The following is a 22,269-nucleotide window of genomic DNA, read 5'->3' as shown; positions in this document are numbered from 1 at the left end:
TATGGCTTATCTATTCATCTCTCGCAAAAATGTACACGCAAAATACTATAAAAAAATAATCAAAAAATTGTCGATGGATTGCCAATTACATATCATGGGAGCTCCTAAGCTTTCTGCTGTTAAGTATTTAAAAGATGCGTTTCAAGTTAATTTTACTGATGTAGTTAACTCTCAGCTAAAACGCAAAAGAGCACGTAATGCTATCTGGAATAGTCCTATTATTGCTGCTGTTTACAGTGCTGGGTTAGTTTTATTTGAACGATTACGATACGCTAAGTATTTAGCCTTATTAACCGAGACTAATCCTGACTGCATTGTTATTTGGAATGGCAATAAACTTCCAAATACAACCGTTGCTATGGCTGCAAAAGCATTAGGTGTAAAGCAGTTTTATTATGAAAATGGTTTACTACCCGGTACAAGCAGTTTAGACCCTAATGGTATTAACTATAATGCGTCGTTAAGCCGTGACCCTTCTTTTTACCTAAATTTTGACCCACAAAATAAGTTAAACTTTTCTGCGCCGGATTTAATTCCAAGAGCTGATCATAAAAAGCGCTGTGAATTTGAGTGCGCCGATGTGCCAGAACGCTATATATTTGCGCCTTTTCAAGTACCTCACGATACTCAATTAGCTAGCTTTTCTCCGTGGATAAACTCTATGGACATGTTTTACGACGAGGTGATTAAAGCCGTCAAAAGCTTAAATGATCCAAGTTTAAAAGTGGTTTTTAAAGAGCATCCGTCGTGGCATAAACATTACGCTCATCTTTATGAAAAAGATCCGATTGCAATTTTTGCTAATGGAAATCAAACGAGTGATTTGATTAAGTGCGCAGAAGCCGTATTAACGATTAATTCAACGGTCGGCTTAGAAGCATTACTGCTAAATAAACGAGTTTTAACTCTTGGACAAGCCTGTTACAACATTGAGGGCTTGGTAAAGCATGCGAGCACTGCCGAGCAGCTTGCAGCAAATCTGAACGAAGTAATGCAGGGCTGGCAACCAAATACATTATTAAAGGATAAGTTTTTTAGCTTTATTGAGCATGTATATTGTATTCCTGGCGTTTGGAAACACACTGAAGATAAACACATTAAAGCGATTGAAGCGCGTTTTACGGGTAATGATGAGTTTGCTAAATATCATGGTGATAAGGAATCGTAGTGAAAAACCTAATTAGCTGTCAGCAATTACACGAGCAAATTAATAATCCTGCATTAGTGATATTTGATGCAGGTATGCTGCGCCCAGGTGTTTTGGGTACTTATTCGCCACAAGCAATGCTGCCCAACGCTAAACGTTTTGACATAAAAAACGAGTTGGCCGATAGATCAAATCCCTTACCAAGTACGGTATGCAGCGAGCAGCAGTTTACCCACGTGATGCAAAATGCAGGAGTAAATAACGATTCGTTTATAGTTGTATACGAAGATGGCGGTTTATTTAGCGCAGCAAGGGCGTGGTGGATGTTTAAAGCTATGGGGCATCACAACGTAAAAGTACTCAGTGGTGGCCTTAAAAAGTGGTTAGAGAGCGGTTACGCCACACAGCAAGGTTATAGCAAATCGTTAGGTAAAAGTGATTTTACGGCAAGCTATAATTCTGAGTATTTTATCAATAGCCAACAAGTGGTTGACGCAATTGATGAGCCCAGCACTGTATTGCTAGATGCACGTGCTTATAAGCGTTTTACAGGCGAAGAAAGTGAACCCCGAAAAGGCATGCGTAGCGGGCATATCCCAAATAGTCGCTCGTTGCCTTTTATGGATTTACTTAATAAAGGTGAAGCTAAACCACTTGCCGAAATTAAAGCGATATTTAGTGACGTGGTTGATGATGCGCGGCAGTTACAGTTTAGCTGTGGCTCAGGTATTACAGCGTGTGCTTTAGCGTTATTTGCTACTGAATGTGGTTACAGTAATTTAAGCGTTTATGATGGTTCGTGGAGTGAGTGGGGTGCAAGTGATTCATTACCCATCGCCACAGGAGAAAAGTAGATGTGTTGTGGGTTTAGAGCTTGCTCACGTTAAAGCCGCAGCGTCTCTAAACCTCTTTGTAAATAACAGTATTTAAAAATATTACTCACAAGGAGAAGTGAAAGAGAAGAAAATGAGAAGGTAAAAACCAGTGCTTGCTCGTATTTGAATACTCTTTTTATACAATCACTTACTCTAAAAGCGCAGCGCCTCTAAACCTCTTTGTGAATAACAGCATTTAAAGTATTACTCACAAGGAGAAGTGAAAGAGAAGAAAATGAGAAGGTAAAAACCAGTGCTTACTCGTATTTGAATACTATTTTTATACAATCACTTACTCTAAAAACGCAGCGCCTCTAAACCTCTTTGTGAATAACAGTATTTAAAAATATTACTCACAAGGAGAAGTGAAAGAGAAGAAAATGAGAAGATAAAAATCAATGTTTGCTCGTAGTTGTATTAAATAGCTTTTACTTTTTAAAACTATAAGGGCAGTTTTTACAACCATTTTTGCAGCACGAACCACGCTTTAAAAAGAACCACTTACTAAATACCATGTAACCACTTTGCATGGTGTAGTCGAGCCCTTCAATTAAATTGTCGTTACCTCTATATTGCTTTGCAAAGTCTATTTGGGTTTTAATAGGTTGTGTATAAACACCCTCTAAAAAAGTATTTATTTTATTAAGCGTGCACTTGCGGCATAAACAACTTGTTGCTGTGATATCAAGCGGTAAAATAGCCGGCAGCTCATTGCACCAACACGCTGATATATCGTCTACATTACACGTTAGAGTACTGTGGCATTGAGTACAGTTAAGTTGAGTCATTATAATTCTTTTTAGTAACAGTGAGCCAAGAATAACAAATATTATGAATACACAAAAAGCATTAGCTGAATTTATTACATTTGGAGAGCAAAGGGGCGAAGCTATATCGGTTATCGTTTCAAGCCCTGCTGATAGCAATAAAGCTCACTATACTCTCTCAACCGAGGTTTTAATTGATGTGCTTAAACGCTGTTTAAGTAACGAAATAGACTTAGATGATTTGGAGCTTTGGGCAAACGTAATTGAATCGCGAGATGACATTGATTGTACTGAGCATGAAGGTTTTATTTATGCGCTCAGTAATAGCGAGCAAATGGGAGAGCTTAATCATCAAAAGCTTGCTCAAATAGTTGCGTTAGTAAAAGTTTGATTTGTTTAAAAAGCGAGGTGTAAAACCTCACCTAAAAAAAACCGCACTTCAATTGAATGCGGTTTTTTAAATTGAGGACAACCGTTTTAAGCGATTATTTATGATATCCCAAGCACGTTTCTACTTCGTTTTTAGAACCTAAAATAACGGCTACTCGCTGGTGGATTGCATCAGGCTGAATATCCATAATACGCTCGGTACCGGTTGATGCGATACCGCCAGCTTGCTCTACTAACATAGCCATTGGGTTTGCTTCATAAAGTAGGCGTAATTTATTTGGCTTTTTAGGATCTTTAGTGTCGGTAGGGTAAGTAAATAAACCGCCACGGCTAAGCACGCGATGTACATCGCCCACCATTGCTGCAATCCAGCGCATATTAAAGTTTTTAGCGCGCGGGCCTGTATCGCCTGCTAGCAAATCATTGATATAGTTTTGCATAGCTGGCTGCCAATGGCGTTGGTTAGACGTATTAATGGCAAATTCGTTTGTATCAGCAGGGATTTCGGCAAAATCTTGTGTAAGTAAAAAGCTGCCTTGTGTTTTATCAAGGGTAAACATGCGCGTGCCTTTACCTGTAGTCAGCGCAAGCATTGTTGATGGCCCGTAAAGTACGTAACCAGCTGCAACTTGCTTATGGCCGGGCTGCATAAATATGCTTTGATCAGCAGCGTCAGAACCTTCAGGCGCTTCCATAATAGAAAATATAGTACCCACAAGTGAGTTAATGTCCGTATTTGACGAGCCATCGAGTGGGTCAAATGCTACTATAAATTTAGCGTCTGGGTTACCTGCTACTGTGTAGTCTTCTTCTTCAGAGGCGATTGCTTTAACCGTACCTGATTCCAGTAAAATATCTTTTAACAACTGATTAGATAATACATCGAGCTTTTTTTGAGTTTCACCTTGAATGTTTTCATCAAGGGTTGAGCCTAATACGCCAGAAAGCGCGCCTTGACCAACGCGAAACGAAATTTCTTTACATGCTGCTAAAATTGTTCGAATTAATGATAAAAGTTCTCTTGAACAACCATCTTCAAGTAATACTGGAGGGAGTCTACGCATTCTATTTTCCTGATAACGTGTTAAAACCAATCATAATGTGAGAGAGATTAGCTTAGAGCGCTGAAATTCGTCTTAAATAACTGTATTGTTTAAATAGCACCATATAATGGGACCACCTAATCGTACTTAAAACACAAATAACAAAGATAAGATTATGAAAAAAATACCACTACTAAGTTACATATTCTTTACTGTGCTGTGCTCTATCATAACTCAAGCGCACGCAGCAATTAAGTCAATTGATGAATTTACTACGCAAATGAATCATTTTCCGGGCTATTATTCGTTTTTTTACGACACCCAAAACGGAAAAGTATATTTAAAAGTTGATAAGTTTGAACAACAATTTTTACTGCAGCAAAGCTTGCCTTACGGTATCGGCTCTAACGATATAGGCCTTGATAGAGGTCAGCTTGGTAATACTCACCTTGTGCAGTTTGAGCGTTTTGGCGACAAAGTAATGCTGCGGGCTGTAAATACTTACTATCGTGCTAATACAAGTAACAAGGCTGAACAGCAAAGTATTAAAGAAGCGTTTGCATCAAGTATACTTGCTGGTTTTAAAGTAGTCGCAGAAGATAAAGCCACAGCACTTATTGATTATACGCCTTATTTATTAAGTGATGTACATGGCGTAAGTCGCAAGCTTGCTGCACGTAAGCAAGGGAACTTTAGCCTTGATGAATCACGTAGCGCCGTTTATATGAATCGCTCAAAAGCATTTGTAAAAAACACCGAGCTTGAAGCCGTACTTACATTTAAGGGCACAAAACCAGGTGAATTTGTTCGCCAAGTAAGTGCCGACCCTTATGCGCTTACTGTTCATATGCATCATTCACTTATTCAATTACCAGATGATAACTACACACCTCGTAAGTTTAATCCGCAATCAGGTTTTTGGAGTATAGAACATAAAGATTACGCAGCGCCGCTTGGTGACTCTATGTACGTGCGTTATATACCGCGCCATCGTTTAACTAAAAAAGACTCAAGTTTACCTATTAGTGAACCTGTTAAACCAATTGTTTATTACCTTGATCCTGGCGTACCAGAGCCCGTTAAAAGCGCTTTGCTTGAAGGTGGGAAATGGTGGAACGACGCATTTACTGCTGCAGGATATAAAAATGCATTTATAGTAAAAGTGCTGCCAAGTAGCGCCGACCCTATGGATATTCGTTACAACGTCATTCAATGGGTACACCGTGCAACGCGTGGTTGGTCATACGGTAGTTCTGTAATTGACCCACGTACAGGTGAAATACTTAAAGGGCATGTAACACTTGGCTCATTGCGTGTTCGCCAAGATATTTTAATAGCTGAAGCACTCGCTGCTCCTTATTTAAAAGGCAATGAAGTTGCTAAAAACTTGCAAGCAATGGCGCTTGATCGGATTCGCCAATTAAGCGCGCATGAAATTGGTCACACGTTAGGTATTGCTCATAACTTTGCGGCATCGGTAGGTGATAGAGCTTCTGTAATGGATTACCCACATCCGCTACTTAGTTTTAATGAACAAGGTAAGCTTGATGTAACGCGCGGCTATGCAACAGGCATGGGCGTGTGGGATACCCAAGTAATTAAATATGGCTATAGCGATTTCACTAACCAAGATGAAAGCGCAGAACTTGCTGCTATTTTAAAGGAGAACAAAACTAAAGGCCTTGAGTTTATATCAGATAGTGATGCTCGTGCTAAAGGTGGCGCACATCCAACAGCTCATCTATGGGATAACGGCACTAATCCTTCTCAGGAGCTTTTACGAGTACTCGACGTACGTAAAAAAGCGCTTTCGCAGTTTGGTATTAATAATATTAAAACGGGCGACTCATTATCGCAATTAGAGGAAAAACTAGTTCCGCTTTATCTGTTTCACCGTTTTCAGGTTGAGGCTGCAGTGAAACTTATAGCCGGTGTTGATTACGAATACGAAACACGTGGTGATTCACCCGTAAAAGGCGCACAAGTCGTTAATAAAAAAACACAGCAAGAAGCGGTAAACGCTATTTTTGCAACGCTTAAGCCAAGTAACTTATTACTTCCTGAATCGGTACTATCACTAATTCCGCCAAAAGCGTATGGCGAGTCTAAGTCGCGCGAGAGCATAGTAGGGCGCACAGGGTTAACGCTCGATGCAATGGCATTACCCGAGGTTGCAGTGCAGCACAGCTTGTCGCTTTTATTAAACGCACAGCGTTTAAACCGCCTAGCGCAGCAGCAAGCACGTAGTAATGACTTTTATAGTTTAGATGAGTTACTTGAGGAGCTATATGGCCAAGTGTTTAACGCGTCATCACCTAATACGATGACAGGTAAAATCACTCAGCGCGTGCAATTTTTAACTGCAAAAGCCATGGCTGATTTAGTAGCAAGCGATAGTGCAAGCCCTGAAGTACAGGCGCAGCTACGTTACTACTTAGTTAAGTTAAGTGAAGACTTTAACCAAAACTCAATGCTGAGCCATACAAGTACTGGCGAGAGTGCGTTTAAGCAATATTTAGCTGAGCAAGTAAATCAGTTTTTAATTAAAGGGCAATGGCCAAACAACTTTAAAGTGCTGCCAATCCCACCGGGCTCACCAATTTAGAATAAAAAGTAGAAGCGCTTAGTTTTAATCAATCATTCAATCAATCATAAAGCAAAACACCGAGTATATTTATACTCGGTGTTATTTTATTCTAAAAACGAATACGTACTCTAAGATTTTATTTGCACTAAATCGTAATCGGCCATACCAGGTACTATTGCCTGTAAGCGAGACTCGGTTACATCGAGTGCATTTAAACATTCGCAATACTCAGAAGCCTTAAGCTCTAATTGATGCGCCTTTTTTTGTAGCGATTTATCAATTTCTCTTGAGATAATATCCATGCGTTGCCCCATGTCGTTAATGCGATCTTCTATATTACCTTCACGCGATTTAAACGCATCTCCAAGTGATACCAAAATAGCACCTAACGATCCATGAACAGCAGAGTGAATTTGCTGGCTGATCTCTTTAGTGAAAAAATCATCTATTTGCGAAAGTGATTGAGGGGCTATAAAAAAGAAGTCATCTCCGCGCTTAAACTTATCCATTAGCGCGCGCTCTACATACTGCAATTGTGTTTTAAGTACTTCAGGTTCTTTGTCTGACATACCTTCAACTACGTGTTCAATAGCGCTTAAGCCTAAGTTAACACCATCGGTAGCAAGGTTTACTAATTCGGGGACTGTGTGGCGAATACCATTACTAAACTGTTCGAGTACTTTGCTTTCGTCATCGCTTAAATCAACCCAATAACCGCGAATAAACAGTTGGTTATTGTTATTAATTTGGACACGAGTTTGGCCTTTATCTAATATGCGAATTGCATCGTCAGTAATAATTAAACCATGACGTAATTCAACATCGCATTGGGCTTGAGCAAAGACACTAGTGCTTGAGAGCGCCATGGATAACGCCAATATCGAACGAGATAGAAACGCCATAAACACCTCAAAAAGACTAAAATGGAAGGCGAGTAGGTTAACAAAAAAACAACTTTATGCAAGGGAAAATAAACCTATCAACTATCTCACAGAATAGTTGTATAGAGTGCAGCTTGAGTTTTTAGATACGGTTATGTTGGGCAAAATCAACAGTCCAACAAAGGACTTAATATATAGCTAGAGAGGGTAGAATTGGCTCATAGTAAAATAAGAACACGTGGTTTTTAAATGAAGTTTAAAAAGGTACAGCTATTTATATCAATTAAGCTTAATAGCCGACTCTAAATTTACTCTGGAGTCGGCTCAAAAGACTAAAAACTAAATATTTAGTGTGAAACTACTATTAAGCGAATTGCATCAAGTTGTAACTGCGTTTTTTCAATATACGTAGTTAGGTCGTTACGTTGCTTATCGTAGAAGGTAATTTCTTCTTGGCGAATATTCGGATTAATTTGCTTCAGGGCAACAAGTCGCTCTTGCTCTTCACTGAGTGATGTTTGCATTTTAGCAAGTGACGCTGCGCGAATAACTTCAAGTTTTTCTTGTGCCATATCTTTAGCGGTAGTGATCATCGGGTGAACAGCGCTTTGCAATGCACCGGCAAGCTTACTTGCTGTTTGGCGGCCTACGGCTGATAACTGCTGATTAAAGCCTTCAAATGCCACGTTTTCACCTAGGTTATTACCTGCTTTATCGAGCAATATACGAATTGGTGTAGGCGGTAAAAAGCGACCAACTTGTAATACTTTTGGTGCCATTGCTTCTGCAACAAAAATAAGCTCAACAAAAAAGGTACCAGGCGGTAACTTTTTGTTTTTAAGTAATGCTACTGATGCGCTACCAAAGTCGTCGTCACAAATCATATCCATGGTGCCTTGCACCATAGGGTGATCCCAGCTGATAAAGTGTACATCTTCTTGCGAAAGTGCAGTGTCGCGATCAAAGGTAACCGTCATACCGTCTTCTTTAAGCGATGGGAACGATGCATTTAACATATGTTCCGTTGGCTTTAAGATAATGGTGTTTTCGCCTTTATCTTCTTGGCTTACGCCAAATGTGTCAAACACGTTGATCATGTAGCTTGGCAATTCAAACTGGTTATCGAGTTTTTCGATATCAGTCACAAGCGAGTCGGCAGCACCTTGACCCGATGAATGTAGCTCTAGTAAACGATCTCGTCCGCTTTCCATTTTTTTACGCAGTACCGCATTTTGTTGTGCTACTTGCTCAAGTAATGGATCGAGTTCGTCTTCATCGCAGTTATGCGCAGAAATATATTCAAGTAAGTCATCACGGAACTCTTTATAAAGCATTTGCCCCGTTGTTGATGTAGATTCGAATGCATCTAGACCTTCGTTATACCAACGTAGCAGTACTTCTTGAGCGGTGTTTTCAAAATATGGCACATGAATGTTCACATCTTGTGTTTGGCCTATACGGTCTAGTCGACCAATACGTTGCTCTAGTAAATCTGGGTTCAGTGGTAAATCAAACAACACTAAGTGATGCGAGAACTGGAAATTACGACCTTCTGAGCCAATTTCTGAACACAGTAATATTTGTGCATTATCGTACTCATCCGCAAAAAATGCAGCAGCGCGGTCACGCTCAATAATAGACATACCTTCGTGGAATACCGATGCTTTAATTGCTTCGCGTTCACGCAGTATTTGCTCAAGGCTGATAGCTGTTTCAGCTTTGGCACATATAAGCAGTACTTTTTCGCGCTTAAGTGTTTTAAGGGTGTCGATTAACCAATCTACGCGTGGATCGAATAAACCCCAGCTTGCGCTTTCGCCTTCAAATTCTTGAAATATTTTTTCAGGAAACAGAGCACGGTGTGCACTTAGTTCAGGGTTTTGAATGCCGCCCATGTTACCAAGAACCGACATAGCCGTTTTATACTGCTTTGGTAATGCCATTGGGTAGGCGTGTAATTTACGGCTTGGGTAGCCGTCAATGCCGCTGCGGCTGTTTCTAAATAATATACGACCTGTGCCGTGGCGATCGAGTAGCATGTTAAGTATTTCTTTACGCGCTGGTAAATCACCTTGCTGTGCTTTTTCAAGAATATCAGTAATGTCGGTTTCTTTTAATAGCTCAATTAGCGTGGCTTTGGCTGCGTCGTCCAGAGCTTGCTCTTGCAGTAATTGATTTGCAGCTTGCGCTACGTCTTTATAATTTGCTTCTTCTTCTTTAAACACGTCGTAGTCGTAAAAACGATCCGGATCGAGTAATTGTAAACGCGCAAAGTGACTGCTGTGACCAAGTTGATCAGGCGTTGCTGTAAGCAAAATAAGGCCCGGAATATCTTGGCTAAGCTCTGCCATACGTTGGTATTCTGAGCTTGGCTTGCCGTTATTGATACTTAGGTGATGGGCTTCATCTATTACTAAAAGGTCCCAATCAGCAAGCGTTGCTTGTTCAAACCAACGTTTTTTCTTGGTTAAAAACTCAAGGCTGGTAAGTACTAGTTGCTCTGTATCAAATACGTTTGGAGAATCTGCAAACGCTTCGTCGCAGCGCTCTTCATCAAAAATAGAAAAACGTAAGTTAAAGCGGCGTAGCATTTCTACTAACCATTGGTGTTGTAGATTTTCTGGTACAACAATAAGTACGCGGCTTGCACGGCCACTAATAATTTGTTGATGTAGTATCATGCCCGCTTCAATTGTTTTACCAAGGCCTACTTCATCTGATAAAAGTACGCGTGGGGCAAAACGTTTACCCACTTCTTGGGCAATATAAAGCTGGTGCGGAATAAGATTAGCACGTTGACCAATTAAGCCTTTAATAGGCGATTGTTCACGTTCAAATTTATGTAACCACGTTTGGTAGCGAAGTGTGTAGCGATCAAAACGATCGACTTGGCCTGCAAATAAACGATCTTGTGGTTTATTAAACTTAATAAAATGATCTAAAAAGGTTTCTTTAAGTTTAGCCGTTTCGCCATTATCAACACGGGTGCCGTGATAACAAAGTAACTCGCCTTGTACTTCAATAGACTCTACTTCTAATTCCCATTCTTCAACGCTTTTGATCACATCGCCAGGATTAAATGCCACACGGGTAACAGGTGCCTCTGCACTAGAATAAACACGGTTTTCACCACTGGCAGGAAATAATATGCTGACCTGACGGCCTTCAATGGCAACAACGGTGCCTAATCCTAAATCTGACTCTGTATCACTGATCCAACGCTGACCTAAGGAAAAATTCATGTATGTCTCGTCTATGATGAAAAAGGCGGCTATGTTACCTGTAAGCTAACACCACTGCAAGGCGCTATTTGGCTCACTTTTAATTAATTTTGTAAGTGTTAATTATTACTATTAAAACAGCTTGTTTATGACTCTTTTTTAGGTAAATCAAAACTAATTACAGTTTGTAATAAAACGGACTTTTATGACAAATAGACTAAACTTACATTATGCCTTAGCAATTAAGTATTGCAGGTTTAAGTTTTGCCCGTTTTACTTAGTTATTTTGGTATAGCATAAAAATCATAAAACGTAAGGAAAGTGCTATGGAAAAAGCTTCGAACCTTGAAAGTAAAATGTATGTGCTAGATACCAACGTACTACTTCACGAACCACTCGCTTATTTGTCTTTTCAAGAGCATGACGTTGTAATTCCGATGACGGTGCTTGAAGAGCTTGACCATATAAAAGACAGAAAACACGACGTAAGCCGTGATGCGCGCGTCGCTATTCGTGGATTAGATGAAGTTCTTAAAAATGCAACGCCCGAACAAATGCTACAAGGCGTGGCGCTGCCGAGTAACAAAAAGGCAAAAGCGAGCTCTGCAGGTACCCTCATTATTGTAAACGACCATTTATTTGCCGACTCTATTTCTGGTTTGCCTGGTAACGAAAACGACCATCGTATTATCAATTGCGCCGTGTACTTACAAAAGCAGCACAGTGATTCAAAAGTAATACTTGTTACAAAAGACATAAACATGCGTTTAAAAGCCAAAGGCGCCGGACTTAAATATGTTGAGGATTACCGCACCGACCAACTTATTGACGATATAAGCTTACTCACTAGTGGTTATAAAAAAATTGAAGGTGATTTTTGGGATCATGTAGGGGAGTGTAATACGCAGCAACACGGACGCGATACGTTTCATCATGTGCCTAAAAACTTAATCCCTGATGTATTTTGTAATGAATATTTACTTGATGGAGGGGATCAGTTTGCGGCGCGTGTTAAATCGTACGATGACGAGCACATAATGCTCAAAGATATTGGTGTTGAGCGTTTAATGCATCAACAAGCATGGGGCGTTAAGCCCAAAAATATTTATCAAGGGATGGCATTAGATGCACTACTGGATACAAGTATTGAGCTTGTTATTTTAACAGGACCAGCAGGGTGTGGTAAAACCTTGTTAGCACTTGCCAGCGCCCTTGAAATGGTGATCGAAAAAGGTATTTACGATAAAGTAATAGTTACCCGTAATACGCCAGAAATAGCAGAGTCTATAGGCTTTTTACCAGGCACTGAGGAGGAAAAGATGGCGCCATGGCTTGCAGCTATCACTGATACGCTGGAGGTATTGCACAAAGGCGACGAAAATCCAATATCGAGTCGAAATTACATAATGGAGAAGGCTAATGTACAGTTTAAATCGGTTAACTTTATGCGCGGGCGTAGCATTCAAAATGCAGTGGTAATTTTAGATGAGAGCCAAAATTTAACGGCATCTCAGCTTAAAACGATTATTACTCGCTGCGGCGAAGGTACTAAATTAATTTGTACAGGTAACTTGGCGCAAATTGATAGTAACTATTTAACGCCAGTAACATCGGGCTTGACGTACATAGTAGAGCGCTTTAAAAACTTTGAAGGCAGCGCAACAATAAACCTCAACGGTGTTGTGCGTAGTCGCTTAGCGTCGTTTGCAGAAGAAAATTTATAACTTGCGCTTAACAAATTGGCTCGATAGTCTATCGATTGATTTTCGAGCCAAATGGCAGGCAGTACATTGAATTTTTTACCTCTGAAGCATTATTATCGTTCATTATTTATTGCGCTGTTAGTGCCATTGATTGTCGTTTTTTTACTGTGCTTGCACTTATATAATATAAAGCTTGAGCGGACGGTTGAAAAACGCCAAGCTGACTTTACAAATGTTTCAGCACAGGTTACTCACGGGATGGACTCGGTGAGTAATCTACTTACCACCATGTTTAACTTATACGAGCAAGTGACTTATCCCAAAATAAATCAAGATTTGCTCGAAGGCATAAATCAATATGATGGTTACTATTATCGTCATTTTATTGATCAAAGTACGGAAATTGTAGGTAAAGGTGAGTTTGCGTTATCTGCTAAGGCATTAATGCAGTGGCAGCAGGCTATTACATTAGGGCCTTCGTTTAATACAACGCTTGCGTTAATGCAGTCATTATCTGCTGTAGCGTATGTTGATGATAATGGTTTTGCTTATGTAAGCAGGCACAACAAAAGCCAAAGTTTTATGCTTACTGAAATTTTAAATGGAAAATTTAAGCCAAAATTTGCGCAAAACAAACTTACTTCAAGCCCTATTGTTAAAGTGAATGACAATTCGTATTTTGCTATTGGTCGACAACGAAGCACTGGCTCAGCCGATTACATTATTTTAATTTATGATGTTCAAGCAATTTCTGGATGGTTAAAAAAGGTGTCACCGAACAGTGGTGAATACGTTTTTATGAACCAATCGCATCAAATTATCGCCAGCTCTAAACAGATAATAGAGCAAGCGACTGCGTTAAAAAATTATTGGCCAGACTTGGCCGATCATCAGAGTCAAAAAACAGTATTAACTAGTGATAGTAATTACTTTATGCAGCCTATGGATGAGTTACCTATTCACGCAGTATTTTACGAGCACAAACCCCAATTAATAAGCTCAATTAAGTATGAGATATTACTAGAGTTTACTTTTTTAACGCTATTTTTAAGTATTATGTTTGGCGTGTTTTTTTGGTTAAGTCAGCGCATTTTTATAAAGCCGATGACTCACTTAATGTCATACCTTGAGAGTAACGGGACACAACAAGAAGAGCAGCTAAATTACAAAGTACCACTGAGCTGGCAACCTTGGTTTTCTAAAGTGAAGCGTGTATTTACTAAAAACAAACAGTTAGTTGATTCATTACAAAGTGCAAATAAAGCTCTGGACGACCAAGTTCAGCTGCAATCAGAAAAACTAAGCCGCAGTTACGAAGCGAAAGAGCGCCACTTAGCTTTACTCAACACTATGCTAAACAGTGTGCCAGACCTTATTTACTTTAAAAATATTGATGGTTCATTCTTAGGATGCAATAAAGCATTTGAGGCATATATCGGTAAAGATCAAACTGCATTAGTTGGTAAATATGTAGATGATTTAGGTGACAATGATCAGCAAATAAATGCGCTTGAAAAACAAGTATTACAAAACAGAAATAGTGTTGAACAGCGAATAGAAACCGATACAAAATCGTATCAACTTACTATTGCACCTTTTTATAACGAGCACCAACACCTGTTAGGAACCATGGGCATTGGTCGCGATATTACCGAGCAGCAACAAACATTATTGGCCTTAAAATCATCTGAATCTAAATTTAGAAGTGCAATTGAATTTGCGGCTAACTGCGTGGTTTTACTCTCGCTTGAACACACCATATTGCAAGTAAATAAAGCAGCAAGAAAGCAGTTTTCTGATCAGCCAGTACTAGTTGGGGAGCAGTTGAAAGCATTATTTGATGACTCCCAATGGAAGCAAATAAAAAGCACTTTAGCGCAATTGCTAGATGACAAAAAACGCGTATACCATTTAACGCTTGCTCAAGGGGGCTTAACAAGCTGGTTGCAACTAAGTGTATCGCTTGTCTGGGATGAAAACCGCGATCCAGCTTATTATGTTATACACATTCAGGATGTGAGTGCATTAACTAAATCAAAACTAGATGCCGAACGAGCAAGCCTAGCTAAAAGCCGCTTTATAGCCAATTTAAGCCATGAAATACGTACCCCTTTGAACGCTGTTTTAGGGTTGCTTGATATGTTAATAGAGCAAGGCTTAACGCAAAAGCAATTACAACAAACAGATCAAGCTAAGCATGCAGCACAAAGCTTGTTATTAATGCTTAATAGAATGCTTGATTTTGCACGTATTGAAGGTTCGCAAACCGATTTAAAACAAGCGTCTTTTAGCATGGTTGAGCTGGTGGATATTTGTGAAAGCTTAACGGCTCCATTGTGCGAAGGAAAAGGTATTGAATTTGTTATTGATATTGACCCGCTAATAGCACCTGATTTGATATGCGACAGTATACGTTTGCAGCAAATATTAGGTAACTTATTAACTAATGCCGTTAAGTTTACAAAAACAGGTTCCATTACTTTAAAAATGGAACTTATTGAAAGCGATAGCCTAGAGCAACAGCATATTTGCTTTAAAGTAATCGATACTGGCATGGGTATAGATGAAGCTGATCAAAGTCGCTTATTCGATGCTTTTACTCAAGGTGATGAATCTTCAACCCGAATACACCAAGGGGTTGGGCTAGGTTTAGCTATTGTTAAACATGCAGTATCGTTAATGGGTGGGGAGATTGCTTTAAAGAGTAAAAAAGGCCACGGCAGCGAATTTTATTTCAGTATTAGCTTTTTAGTTGATACCACTAAAAACACAGTGTTACCGACTAATACATTGGCTATTTTATCTGATCAAAGTAAAGAGCTTAAGCAGGTGACAAATGCATATAACGAACTTGCTAATATTAATTTAGATGAGGTACTAAAATACCCAATTAAGCTCTCTAATACTCAAAAAATAATAATTGATGCAGCTGACTTACCTGCACTTTTAAATGTTGAAGCGATTAATGATTCGTTATCAGCTAAAGAAACATCGGTAATTATTATTAATCATCAGCACACACTTAATTTACCGACAAGCGAGCACTTAGCTGCGCATCACGTTAAAGCATCGGCATTAGGGCAAAGGCTATTTAGTTTGAACTCTCAGCAAAAGCCTATAGTTAATACAAGTGCCGCAGTACACAGTGCAACTGAAAGTAAAGCTGATATATCGGGTCTACTTGTATTAGCAATTGATGATAATCAGCTTAACTTAGAAATAATTAGCAGTGTTCTGCGCCAAGCAAACGTAAATGTTGTTACGGCTTTAAGCGCATCAATTGGTATGGAATTATTGCAAGTTTTGAAGCCTGACTTAATATTGATGGATGTGCAAATGCCGAAAATAGATGGCTGTCAAGCAACCGCTTTGATTCGTCAACAGTTTGACGCAAAGCAACTGCCTATTTTTGCTTTAACGGCTCATTGTGAACCTGCTGATGTAGAACGTTCTTTAAAGTGCGGCATGAATAAACATTTAACTAAACCGGTTGTTGCTAAAGTACTTATTGATGCAATTGCTGATTTAAACTTAGTTAAACCAAGCTTTTTTGAAAAATCATTTGCTTTAACGCAGTTTAGTATGGATGAAAAACTACTTAATACGATGATTGATAAGTTTGCTAGCTTGTGTGAAACCCAGCTATCGCAACTAGAAGAAACAACCAATAAGGATGATTTGGTACGTTTAGTGCATAGTATCAAGGGTGTTGCAGGTAATTTAGGTTTTAGACGATTATCACATTGTGCTTTATTGTGTGAAAGAACGCTTAAAACAACTAATAAGCCTATTGAGATTACACTACAAGAGCTTATCATACAGCTAGAACAGGTAATTGTTTTTATAAAAGGGCTAGGGGTTAGGGATGTCGAAAAGAGCTAAAGTACTTATTGTGGATGATGATCCAATCAACAGATTAGTACTTGAAAAAACACTTAAAGCAGAACACGACGTGTTCTTAGTTGAAAGTGGTGAAAAAGCACTGACCTTTGTAAAAACAGCGCAAGTTGATTTAATAATCCTTGATGTAATTATGCCTGGAATTGACGGCTATCAAGTACTTGTGGAGCTTAAAGAAAACCCAATAACTCAGTCTATTCCTATTATATTTATATCAGCCAATCGTAGCCATGATGATGAAGCAAAGGGCTTAGAGCTCGGTGCAATGGACTACATAACCAAGCCATTTAGTCCTTCTATTGTTCGCGTTAGAGTGCGTAACCAACTCCTCATAAAGCAAAAAAATGATTTGCTAGAAATGCTAGCTTCGATAGATGGCTTAACTGAAATACCAAATAGACGCTACCTTGATGAAAACTTATCTCGAGAATGGCGCCGCAGCAAGCGAAGTGGAACACCGCTATCGGTGTTACTTATGGATATAGACCACTTTAAACGTTACAACGATTGCTATGGACACCGTGCTGGCGATGAGTGTTTAAAGAATGTTGCGCAAGCACTTGCAGCTCAATGTGAACGTGGCAGTGACTTTATTGCTCGTTATGGCGGAGAAGAATTTGCTGCTGTGCTACCAGGAATTGATAAGCACGAGGCAATGGAGTTTGCTAATAAATTACGCAATGCTGTAAATGCTTTGAATATAGAACATAAAGCTTCATTAAATGCAGACCACATCACTATAAGTATAGGTATTGCCACTACACAAAGTGGTAAAGTGTATGCTGAGCAAGCATTATTAGAAGAGGCCGATTTAGGCTTATATGCCGCTAAAGATGCAGGGAGAGATAGAATAGTCGCACGCTAAAAACTTAATATACAAAAACGCCAATATTCATATATTGGCGTTTTTGTATCAAACATTTTTTATTGGTTACTGCGTGATCATACCTAAAGCGGTGTCACCAATGCCCACTAACTTATCATTTTTAAATACAAGTGGCGTACATTCATCTTTTGTTGTTTTTGAATCTGAATGCTTGCTATGCGTTACATAAAAAAGTACTTGGTATACATCATCATCTTTTTTTAATAGCTCAGTGAAATTAGGCGTTTTTAATTGCGTTAAAACAGACTGATAGCTGCTATCCATTTTTAGCTCCGATATAACTTCACGATTATTTTTATGCTGTGCTTGCCAGCTTGATGAGTTTTTCCCTGCCCAATGAGTCTCAGCTTCGCCATCTGACACGGCAATAACACAGCCTGTTAAAAATGGAGCGATTAAAGCGGCTACTAAAAGTGATTTTTTCATTTTTATTTACCTTAATAAGATTTTTAATTGGTTATTAACTGTATTAAAGCAAAGAGTAGACCATATTGATAAGTTGTTATGAATCAGTTTGTTAAGTGAGTTAAGCTGTTTTTATCTAATAAAATATTAAATATATTAGTAAAAACAGCCACTTTTTAGCTTATTTGATTACTACAATAAAATGATTAAACCAAGCGGTTGCGTGATTCACCTTTAGTAAATGCCGCAATATTCAAACTTACTTCATTAATTAAACGCACAATAGATTCAGTACTTGCCCATGCAATATGTGGAGTAAGTAATAAGTTATTGCCTGTGTAATTAGCAAGTGGATTTGAAGCTTCAGCAGGTTCTTTAGTTAGTACATCAACACCCGCTCCAGCAATTAGGTTTTGCTTAAGCGCTGTTGCTAAGTCGGCTTCGTTAATAATACCACCACGTGCTGTATTAATAATTATAGCGCTTGGCTTCATCATTTTAAGCTCATTAAGTGCGATTAAATCACGTGTTTCATCTGTAAGCGGGCAGTGTACGCTGATTATATCGGCTGTTTTAATGACGTCTTCAAAAGGCGTACGACCATCGCGACATTTAACCCCTTTACGCTCTGCAACAATAACATTAGCGCCAAATGCCTCAGCCACTTTAGCAACGCCTTTGCCTAGCGTACCGCCGCCTATAATGGCAAATGTTTTACCTTGCAAGTCGTTAAAGCTGTAATCGAGTATGCAAAACATTTCACTTTTTTGCCATGCGCCTTGCTGGCAATCCGCCTGATAGCGGTGGGTGTTACCCAGTAAGTTAGTAATTAAAGAAAATGTATGTTGAACAACTGAAGGGGTTGAGTAGCCAGCTACATTAGTTACGGCAATACCAAATTTTTTAGCGGCTTCTAAATCAACATTATTAGTACCGGTTGCACTTACGCAAATTAATTTCAGCTGTGTTAGCTGACTAATCGTATCGCGATTCAAAACTGCTTTATTAGTGATTAATACATCAGCGCCTTGGCAATGCTCAATAACTTGCTCTGGGTTGGTAAGTTCATAAGTCGTTAATTTACCAAGTTGTTCTATACACGAAAGAGATGTTTTAGCTAACGTTGCGTTATCAAGAATAGTAATGTTCATTATGAGCCCTAAAATAAGTGGATCTGAAAGAGTTAAAATCGTAAAAAAGAGGCTTACGATCCAACAAAAATCTAAAATATGGGCTTAAGGTACTACGAAAGAAAGGCTTTGTTAATGCTATTACTACCAAATGATTAGAGGGCTATGTAGTAGTGGTCTGCCCACTAGCAGATTGAGAACATGGTATTTTGCTAGACTGATCAGTTTTTTTGCACTTATAAGCAAGCCTGTGGTCATAGAAGGTAATTAAACTCGGCTTTAAAGCAAGTTGCTAAAATAAAAAATCGTTTTTTTGGTTATTTCGCATTTTAGATTGGCTGAGTTATAATCGGATATAGACATAAACGGTGCGCTTTAGCGTGCCGTTTTTTAACATTGTAGATGTAGTAATGAGTGAATTAGAAGATAAATACGCAGATATACGCCCATACAACGACGACGAAGTTGCGGCGTCGCTTACACGTTTGATTAACGATGATGCGTTTATTGATGTAATAGCAAAGTATAATTTACCGCGCTTTTTATCGGCAGTGCCTTTTATTGCACGTCCAATGGTAAGAAGTCAGTTACGCAAAAAATGGGGCAAAGTAAGCACCGTTGAAGATGTGCAAAATGAAGTGGCGCAATACTTAGATAAACTAGTGAAGCGCACCACATCAAAAGTTACCTTTTCTGGGCTAGATCAGTTAGACGCTAATCAGGCCTATTTATTTATTTCAAACCACAGAGACATAGTGCTTGATCCTGCATTAGTTAATTGGGGTTTATATCAGCATAAAATGAAAACAGTGCGTATTGCTATTGGCGATAATTTATTGCAAATACCTTACATTACTGAGCTTATGCGTTTAAATAAAAGTTTCATTGTTAAGCGCTCTGCTAAAGCACCAAAAGAAATGTTAAAAGCATTAACCCAGTTATCGTCATATATCTATGACTCTTTAATCGGTGGAAATTCTATTTGGATTGCACAAAAAGAAGGACGTGCAAAAGACGGTTTTGATCAAACAGATCCTGCCCTTTTAAAAATGTTGCAATTAAATGGACGTAAACAAAAGAAAGAATTTGGCGATTATATTAAAGAGTTAAAAATAGTGCCTGTTTCTATTTCTTATCAATATGAACCGTGTGCAATTGCTAAGGCTAAAGAGCTTTATCATAAACAGCATCATGGTGAATATATTAAGTCAGCGGGTGAAGATATTGCCAGTATTGTTGAAGGTTTTAGTTCAGCTAAAGGGCATGTGCATTTAGCATTTGGACAGCCAATCGAATCTAAATGTGATAGTGCTGAAGAGCTTGCTAAAACAATTGATAGGCAAATTGTAGATTCGTTTTATTTGCACCCAGGTAATTACATTGCTGGTGGCTGTAAAGAGGCGGTAATAGACTCTCCAGATACAGCGACGTTTGAACAGCGTTTAGCCTGTGTACCAGAAGAGTTAAAACCGTTAGTGCTGGCCATGTACGCTAAGCCATTTCACCGTAAAACAGAGATAAATACCAATAGCTGTGAGTATTAATAATCCCAGCTCAACAAAACTAAGCAGCAATTAAATTGCTGCTTTTTTTTTGCTCAAAAATAACGCTATACTAATACCTCCTCTTCAACTGGGCGGTACTTATGCATGCAACAAATTGAAATATTTGATATTCCAAGTCCTTGCAAAAGTATTTGCTTAGTTAACAACAGAGGGTATTGCAAAGGGTGTTATCGTAGTCGGGATGAGCGCTTTTCGTGGAATACCTTATCGAACGACCAAAAAAAGAAGGTGCTTAGTTTGTGCCAGCAGCGCTACAAGCGCTACCTTCAAAAAAAGCAGCAAAATGCAGTGCCAAGCACGCAGGCGCAGCAGCAAGGGTTCGACTTTTAAAAGCTTAATCCATATTTAGCTCTTAGTGCGTACACAGTGCCATTGTTAGTTAGGTTAATTAATGACATTTTAAGCTTTTCTACTAAGTTTTCATTACGTTTATTTAAATAATGATAAAGCGGATAAGTACTCAATACTTCTTTTACAAAACAGCCTTGAGGTGACGGGAGCTCATTATTTTGCATTATAAAGTTAATCATTAAAGCTCCCTGTACTTTTTTCTGAGCAAGCAAATTAAGTTGGGTATTCATGCTTTTAACTTTAATAATATTCCCTGCAAACTGCGTGCTTGCTAAATAATGTTCTTGCACAGGGTAGCCATCAACGATTGCGACGCTATCGAGCTGTTCTAAACTGTTAGGTAAACAGTTTTTATATAATACTAAGTCAAACTTAAATAGCTCATAATCGACTCTAATTAAGTTTTCGTAATTTTCTTCAACGCTTGCATCTCTTCCTAACTGCCCATCAAGTACGCCATTATTTGCAGCGAGCAAAGCATTTTGGTGACTAAAATCGATTATATGTATTTTAAAACCGATATCTGCGTATGCTAACTTTAATAGCTCGAGGGCATAATCAGCTTGAGGTGTACTTTGCGGACGATTAAAAGTGAGGTTGTATTGATGACTAAAACAAGAGGCACTAAAAAATAAATTTACCAATAATAACAAGATACTAAAATGTCTATTCATTATCAGTTCCAATTACTACAGAAATAAATAAAATAAGACGCGTATAATAACAAGGAGATTACCTCTTGCCCAGTTTAGAGGGGGAATCAAATAATCTTAAAAGCGAATGAGGAAGTATTGTGAGTTTTAATTTATGCCTATTACCACGTGAAGAAAAATATCAAATTCAGTTAGATTATGAAGCGTCTTTTTGGGCGTATCAAATTAAGCGTAATAAAAAAACGAGAGAGCAAGTTTACAACACAATCCACAGCCGCCCAGTGGCAGAGCAAATGGTTTTGAAACAAAAATTTGAACAGTATTTAGCGCTAATGCTTAGCTAAATATCGATATAAAAATGTATAAAGTTGAAGTGTTAAATGAACTAAAAACCCCACTTGTGAATAAATTCTACAAAAAGCACAGCGTAAGAGGGCGTGCTAATAAACAAGATAAGGTATGGGTTACTTACTATAATAATGAAATAGTGGCAGCATGTAGGTTACAAGATAAAACAGAGTTTTTATTTTTATCTACCATGTTTGTTGCGCTGGAACATCGCGGTAAAGGGATTGCAAAACAATTGCTTTCAACACTCTTAAAGTCGCAAAATAGAGAGATAAAGACCTTCGCATATGAAAACGTAGCTGATTTATATTGTGCTATTGGTTTTAACCAGGTGTTAACATATACTCTTGCTTTACAAGTACTTTTTGATACTTACAAACATCGAAATATAGTCGCTCTAGAGTACCCATAATAATA

The 22,269-nt window shown here is 38.7% G+C and carries 18 protein-coding genes; 11 read left to right on the top strand and 7 right to left on the bottom strand.

Annotation, left to right across the window (positions count from 1 at the left end; translation table 11 throughout):
* Nucleotide 1: 1 nt before the first annotated feature.
* Together H5116_RS16195 and H5116_RS16190 are read left to right on the top strand one after the other, a co-directional pair.
* Nucleotides 2–1,168 (top strand): capsular biosynthesis protein, encoded by a 1,167-nt coding sequence (locus tag H5116_RS16195; RefSeq protein ID WP_182716624.1) that lies wholly within the window; start codon nucleotides 2–4, stop codon nucleotides 1,166–1,168.
* Nucleotides 1,168–2,001, top strand: coding sequence for a sulfurtransferase (locus H5116_RS16190; protein ID WP_182712862.1), 834 nt, complete (start codon nucleotides 1,168–1,170; stop codon nucleotides 1,999–2,001). The genes H5116_RS16195 and H5116_RS16190 overlap by 1 nt, the downstream gene beginning before the upstream one ends.
* A 449-nt stretch (nucleotides 2,002–2,450) precedes the next feature.
* Here H5116_RS16190 and H5116_RS16185 read toward each other — a convergent pair whose 3' ends face one another.
* A complete protein-coding gene (locus H5116_RS16185) occupies nucleotides 2,451–2,810 on the bottom strand; it encodes a DUF5522 domain-containing protein (protein WP_182716623.1) in 360 nt (119 codons plus the stop codon).
* Nucleotides 2,811–2,853: 43 nt separating this feature from the next.
* On the opposite strand from H5116_RS16185, the gene H5116_RS16180 reads away from it, so the two are divergent.
* Entirely contained in the window at nucleotides 2,854–3,180 is a 327-nt protein-coding gene (locus H5116_RS16180) for a hypothetical protein (protein ID WP_182716622.1), read from the top strand.
* Nucleotides 3,181–3,274: 94 nt separating this feature from the next.
* Here H5116_RS16180 and H5116_RS16175 read toward each other — a convergent pair whose 3' ends face one another.
* Nucleotides 3,275–4,243: a class 1 fructose-bisphosphatase gene (locus H5116_RS16175; protein ID WP_033038639.1), complete on the bottom strand. Its 969-nt coding sequence runs from the start codon at nucleotides 4,241–4,243 to the stop codon at nucleotides 3,275–3,277.
* Nucleotides 4,244–4,397: 154 nt separating this feature from the next.
* Here H5116_RS16175 and H5116_RS16170 point away from each other — a divergent pair, with 154 nt between their 5' ends.
* Complete coding sequence (locus tag H5116_RS16170) at nucleotides 4,398–6,827, top strand: zinc-dependent metalloprotease (RefSeq protein ID WP_182716621.1); 2,430 nt, start codon at nucleotides 4,398–4,400, stop codon at nucleotides 6,825–6,827.
* Nucleotides 6,828–6,937: 110 nt separating this feature from the next.
* Here the strand turns inward: H5116_RS16170 and H5116_RS16165 are convergent, their stop codons facing one another.
* Nucleotides 6,938–7,711 carry a YggN family protein gene (locus H5116_RS16165; RefSeq protein WP_024595182.1) on the bottom strand — a complete coding sequence of 258 codons (774 nt, stop codon included), beginning with the start codon at nucleotides 7,709–7,711 and terminating at the stop codon, nucleotides 6,938–6,940.
* 326 nt (nucleotides 7,712–8,037) lie between these two features.
* Nucleotides 8,038–10,932 (bottom strand): RNA polymerase-associated protein RapA, encoded by a 2,895-nt coding sequence (gene rapA / locus H5116_RS16160; protein WP_024595181.1) that lies wholly within the window; start codon nucleotides 10,930–10,932, stop codon nucleotides 8,038–8,040.
* 305 nt (nucleotides 10,933–11,237) lie between these two features.
* Between rapA and H5116_RS16155 the strand changes: the two genes are divergently transcribed.
* The 3 genes from H5116_RS16155 to H5116_RS16145 are packed head-to-tail and all read left to right on the top strand — an operon-like array spanning nucleotide 11,238 to nucleotide 17,379.
* Complete coding sequence (locus H5116_RS16155; RefSeq protein ID WP_182716620.1) at nucleotides 11,238–12,635, top strand: PhoH family protein; 1,398 nt, start codon at nucleotides 11,238–11,240, stop codon at nucleotides 12,633–12,635.
* A gap of 51 nt (nucleotides 12,636–12,686) precedes the next feature.
* Complete coding sequence (locus tag H5116_RS16150; protein WP_182716619.1) at nucleotides 12,687–16,496, top strand: PAS domain-containing hybrid sensor histidine kinase/response regulator; 3,810 nt, start codon at nucleotides 12,687–12,689, stop codon at nucleotides 16,494–16,496.
* A complete protein-coding gene (locus H5116_RS16145) occupies nucleotides 16,480–17,379 on the top strand; it encodes a diguanylate cyclase (protein ID WP_024605076.1) in 900 nt (299 codons plus the stop codon). Before H5116_RS16150 ends, H5116_RS16145 begins: the two co-directional genes overlap by 17 nt.
* A 66-nt stretch (nucleotides 17,380–17,445) precedes the next feature.
* Here the strand turns inward: H5116_RS16145 and H5116_RS16140 are convergent, their stop codons facing one another.
* Together H5116_RS16140 and H5116_RS16135 are read right to left on the bottom strand one after the other, a co-directional pair.
* The gene (locus H5116_RS16140; protein WP_182716618.1) at nucleotides 17,446–17,826 is read right to left on the bottom strand and encodes a DUF3192 domain-containing protein; all 381 of its coding nucleotides are present in this window, start codon (nucleotides 17,824–17,826) and stop codon (nucleotides 17,446–17,448) included.
* 185 nt (nucleotides 17,827–18,011) lie between these two features.
* Nucleotides 18,012–18,956: a D-2-hydroxyacid dehydrogenase gene (locus H5116_RS16135; RefSeq protein WP_182716617.1), complete on the bottom strand. Its 945-nt coding sequence runs from the start codon at nucleotides 18,954–18,956 to the stop codon at nucleotides 18,012–18,014.
* A 389-nt stretch (nucleotides 18,957–19,345) separates the two neighbouring features.
* Here H5116_RS16135 and H5116_RS16130 point away from each other — a divergent pair, with 389 nt between their 5' ends.
* Both H5116_RS16130 and H5116_RS16125 read left to right on the top strand, forming a co-directional pair.
* Nucleotides 19,346–20,479 (top strand): 1-acyl-sn-glycerol-3-phosphate acyltransferase, encoded by a 1,134-nt coding sequence (locus H5116_RS16130; RefSeq protein ID WP_154903727.1) that lies wholly within the window; start codon nucleotides 19,346–19,348, stop codon nucleotides 20,477–20,479.
* Between the two features lie 105 nt (nucleotides 20,480–20,584).
* Complete coding sequence (locus tag H5116_RS16125; RefSeq protein ID WP_008170756.1) at nucleotides 20,585–20,830, top strand: DUF1289 domain-containing protein; 246 nt, start codon at nucleotides 20,585–20,587, stop codon at nucleotides 20,828–20,830.
* Here the strand turns inward: H5116_RS16125 and H5116_RS16120 are convergent.
* Nucleotides 20,827–21,525: an ABC transporter substrate-binding protein gene (locus H5116_RS16120; RefSeq protein WP_182196852.1), complete on the bottom strand. Its 699-nt coding sequence runs from the start codon at nucleotides 21,523–21,525 to the stop codon at nucleotides 20,827–20,829. The two genes, H5116_RS16125 and H5116_RS16120, sit on opposite strands and share 4 nt — an antisense overlap.
* Before the next feature lie 119 nt (nucleotides 21,526–21,644).
* Here H5116_RS16120 and H5116_RS16115 point away from each other — a divergent pair, with 119 nt between their 5' ends.
* Entirely contained in the window at nucleotides 21,645–21,848 is a 204-nt protein-coding gene (locus tag H5116_RS16115; protein WP_024596204.1) for a DUF3283 family protein, read from the top strand.
* Between the two features lie 14 nt (nucleotides 21,849–21,862).
* Nucleotides 21,863–22,264, top strand: a complete 402-nt coding sequence (locus tag H5116_RS16110; protein ID WP_024596205.1) for a GNAT family N-acetyltransferase — start codon at nucleotides 21,863–21,865, stop codon at nucleotides 22,262–22,264.
* Nucleotides 22,265–22,269: the final 5 nt, after the last annotated feature.

The sequence above is a fragment of the Pseudoalteromonas sp. SG45-2 genome, assembly GCF_014164115.1.
In the GTDB taxonomy this organism is placed as follows: Bacteria; Pseudomonadota; Gammaproteobacteria; order Enterobacterales; family Alteromonadaceae; genus Pseudoalteromonas; species Pseudoalteromonas distincta.
Note: the sequence above shows the minus strand (reverse complement) of the source record. Positions and strands in the feature narration are given on the sequence as shown.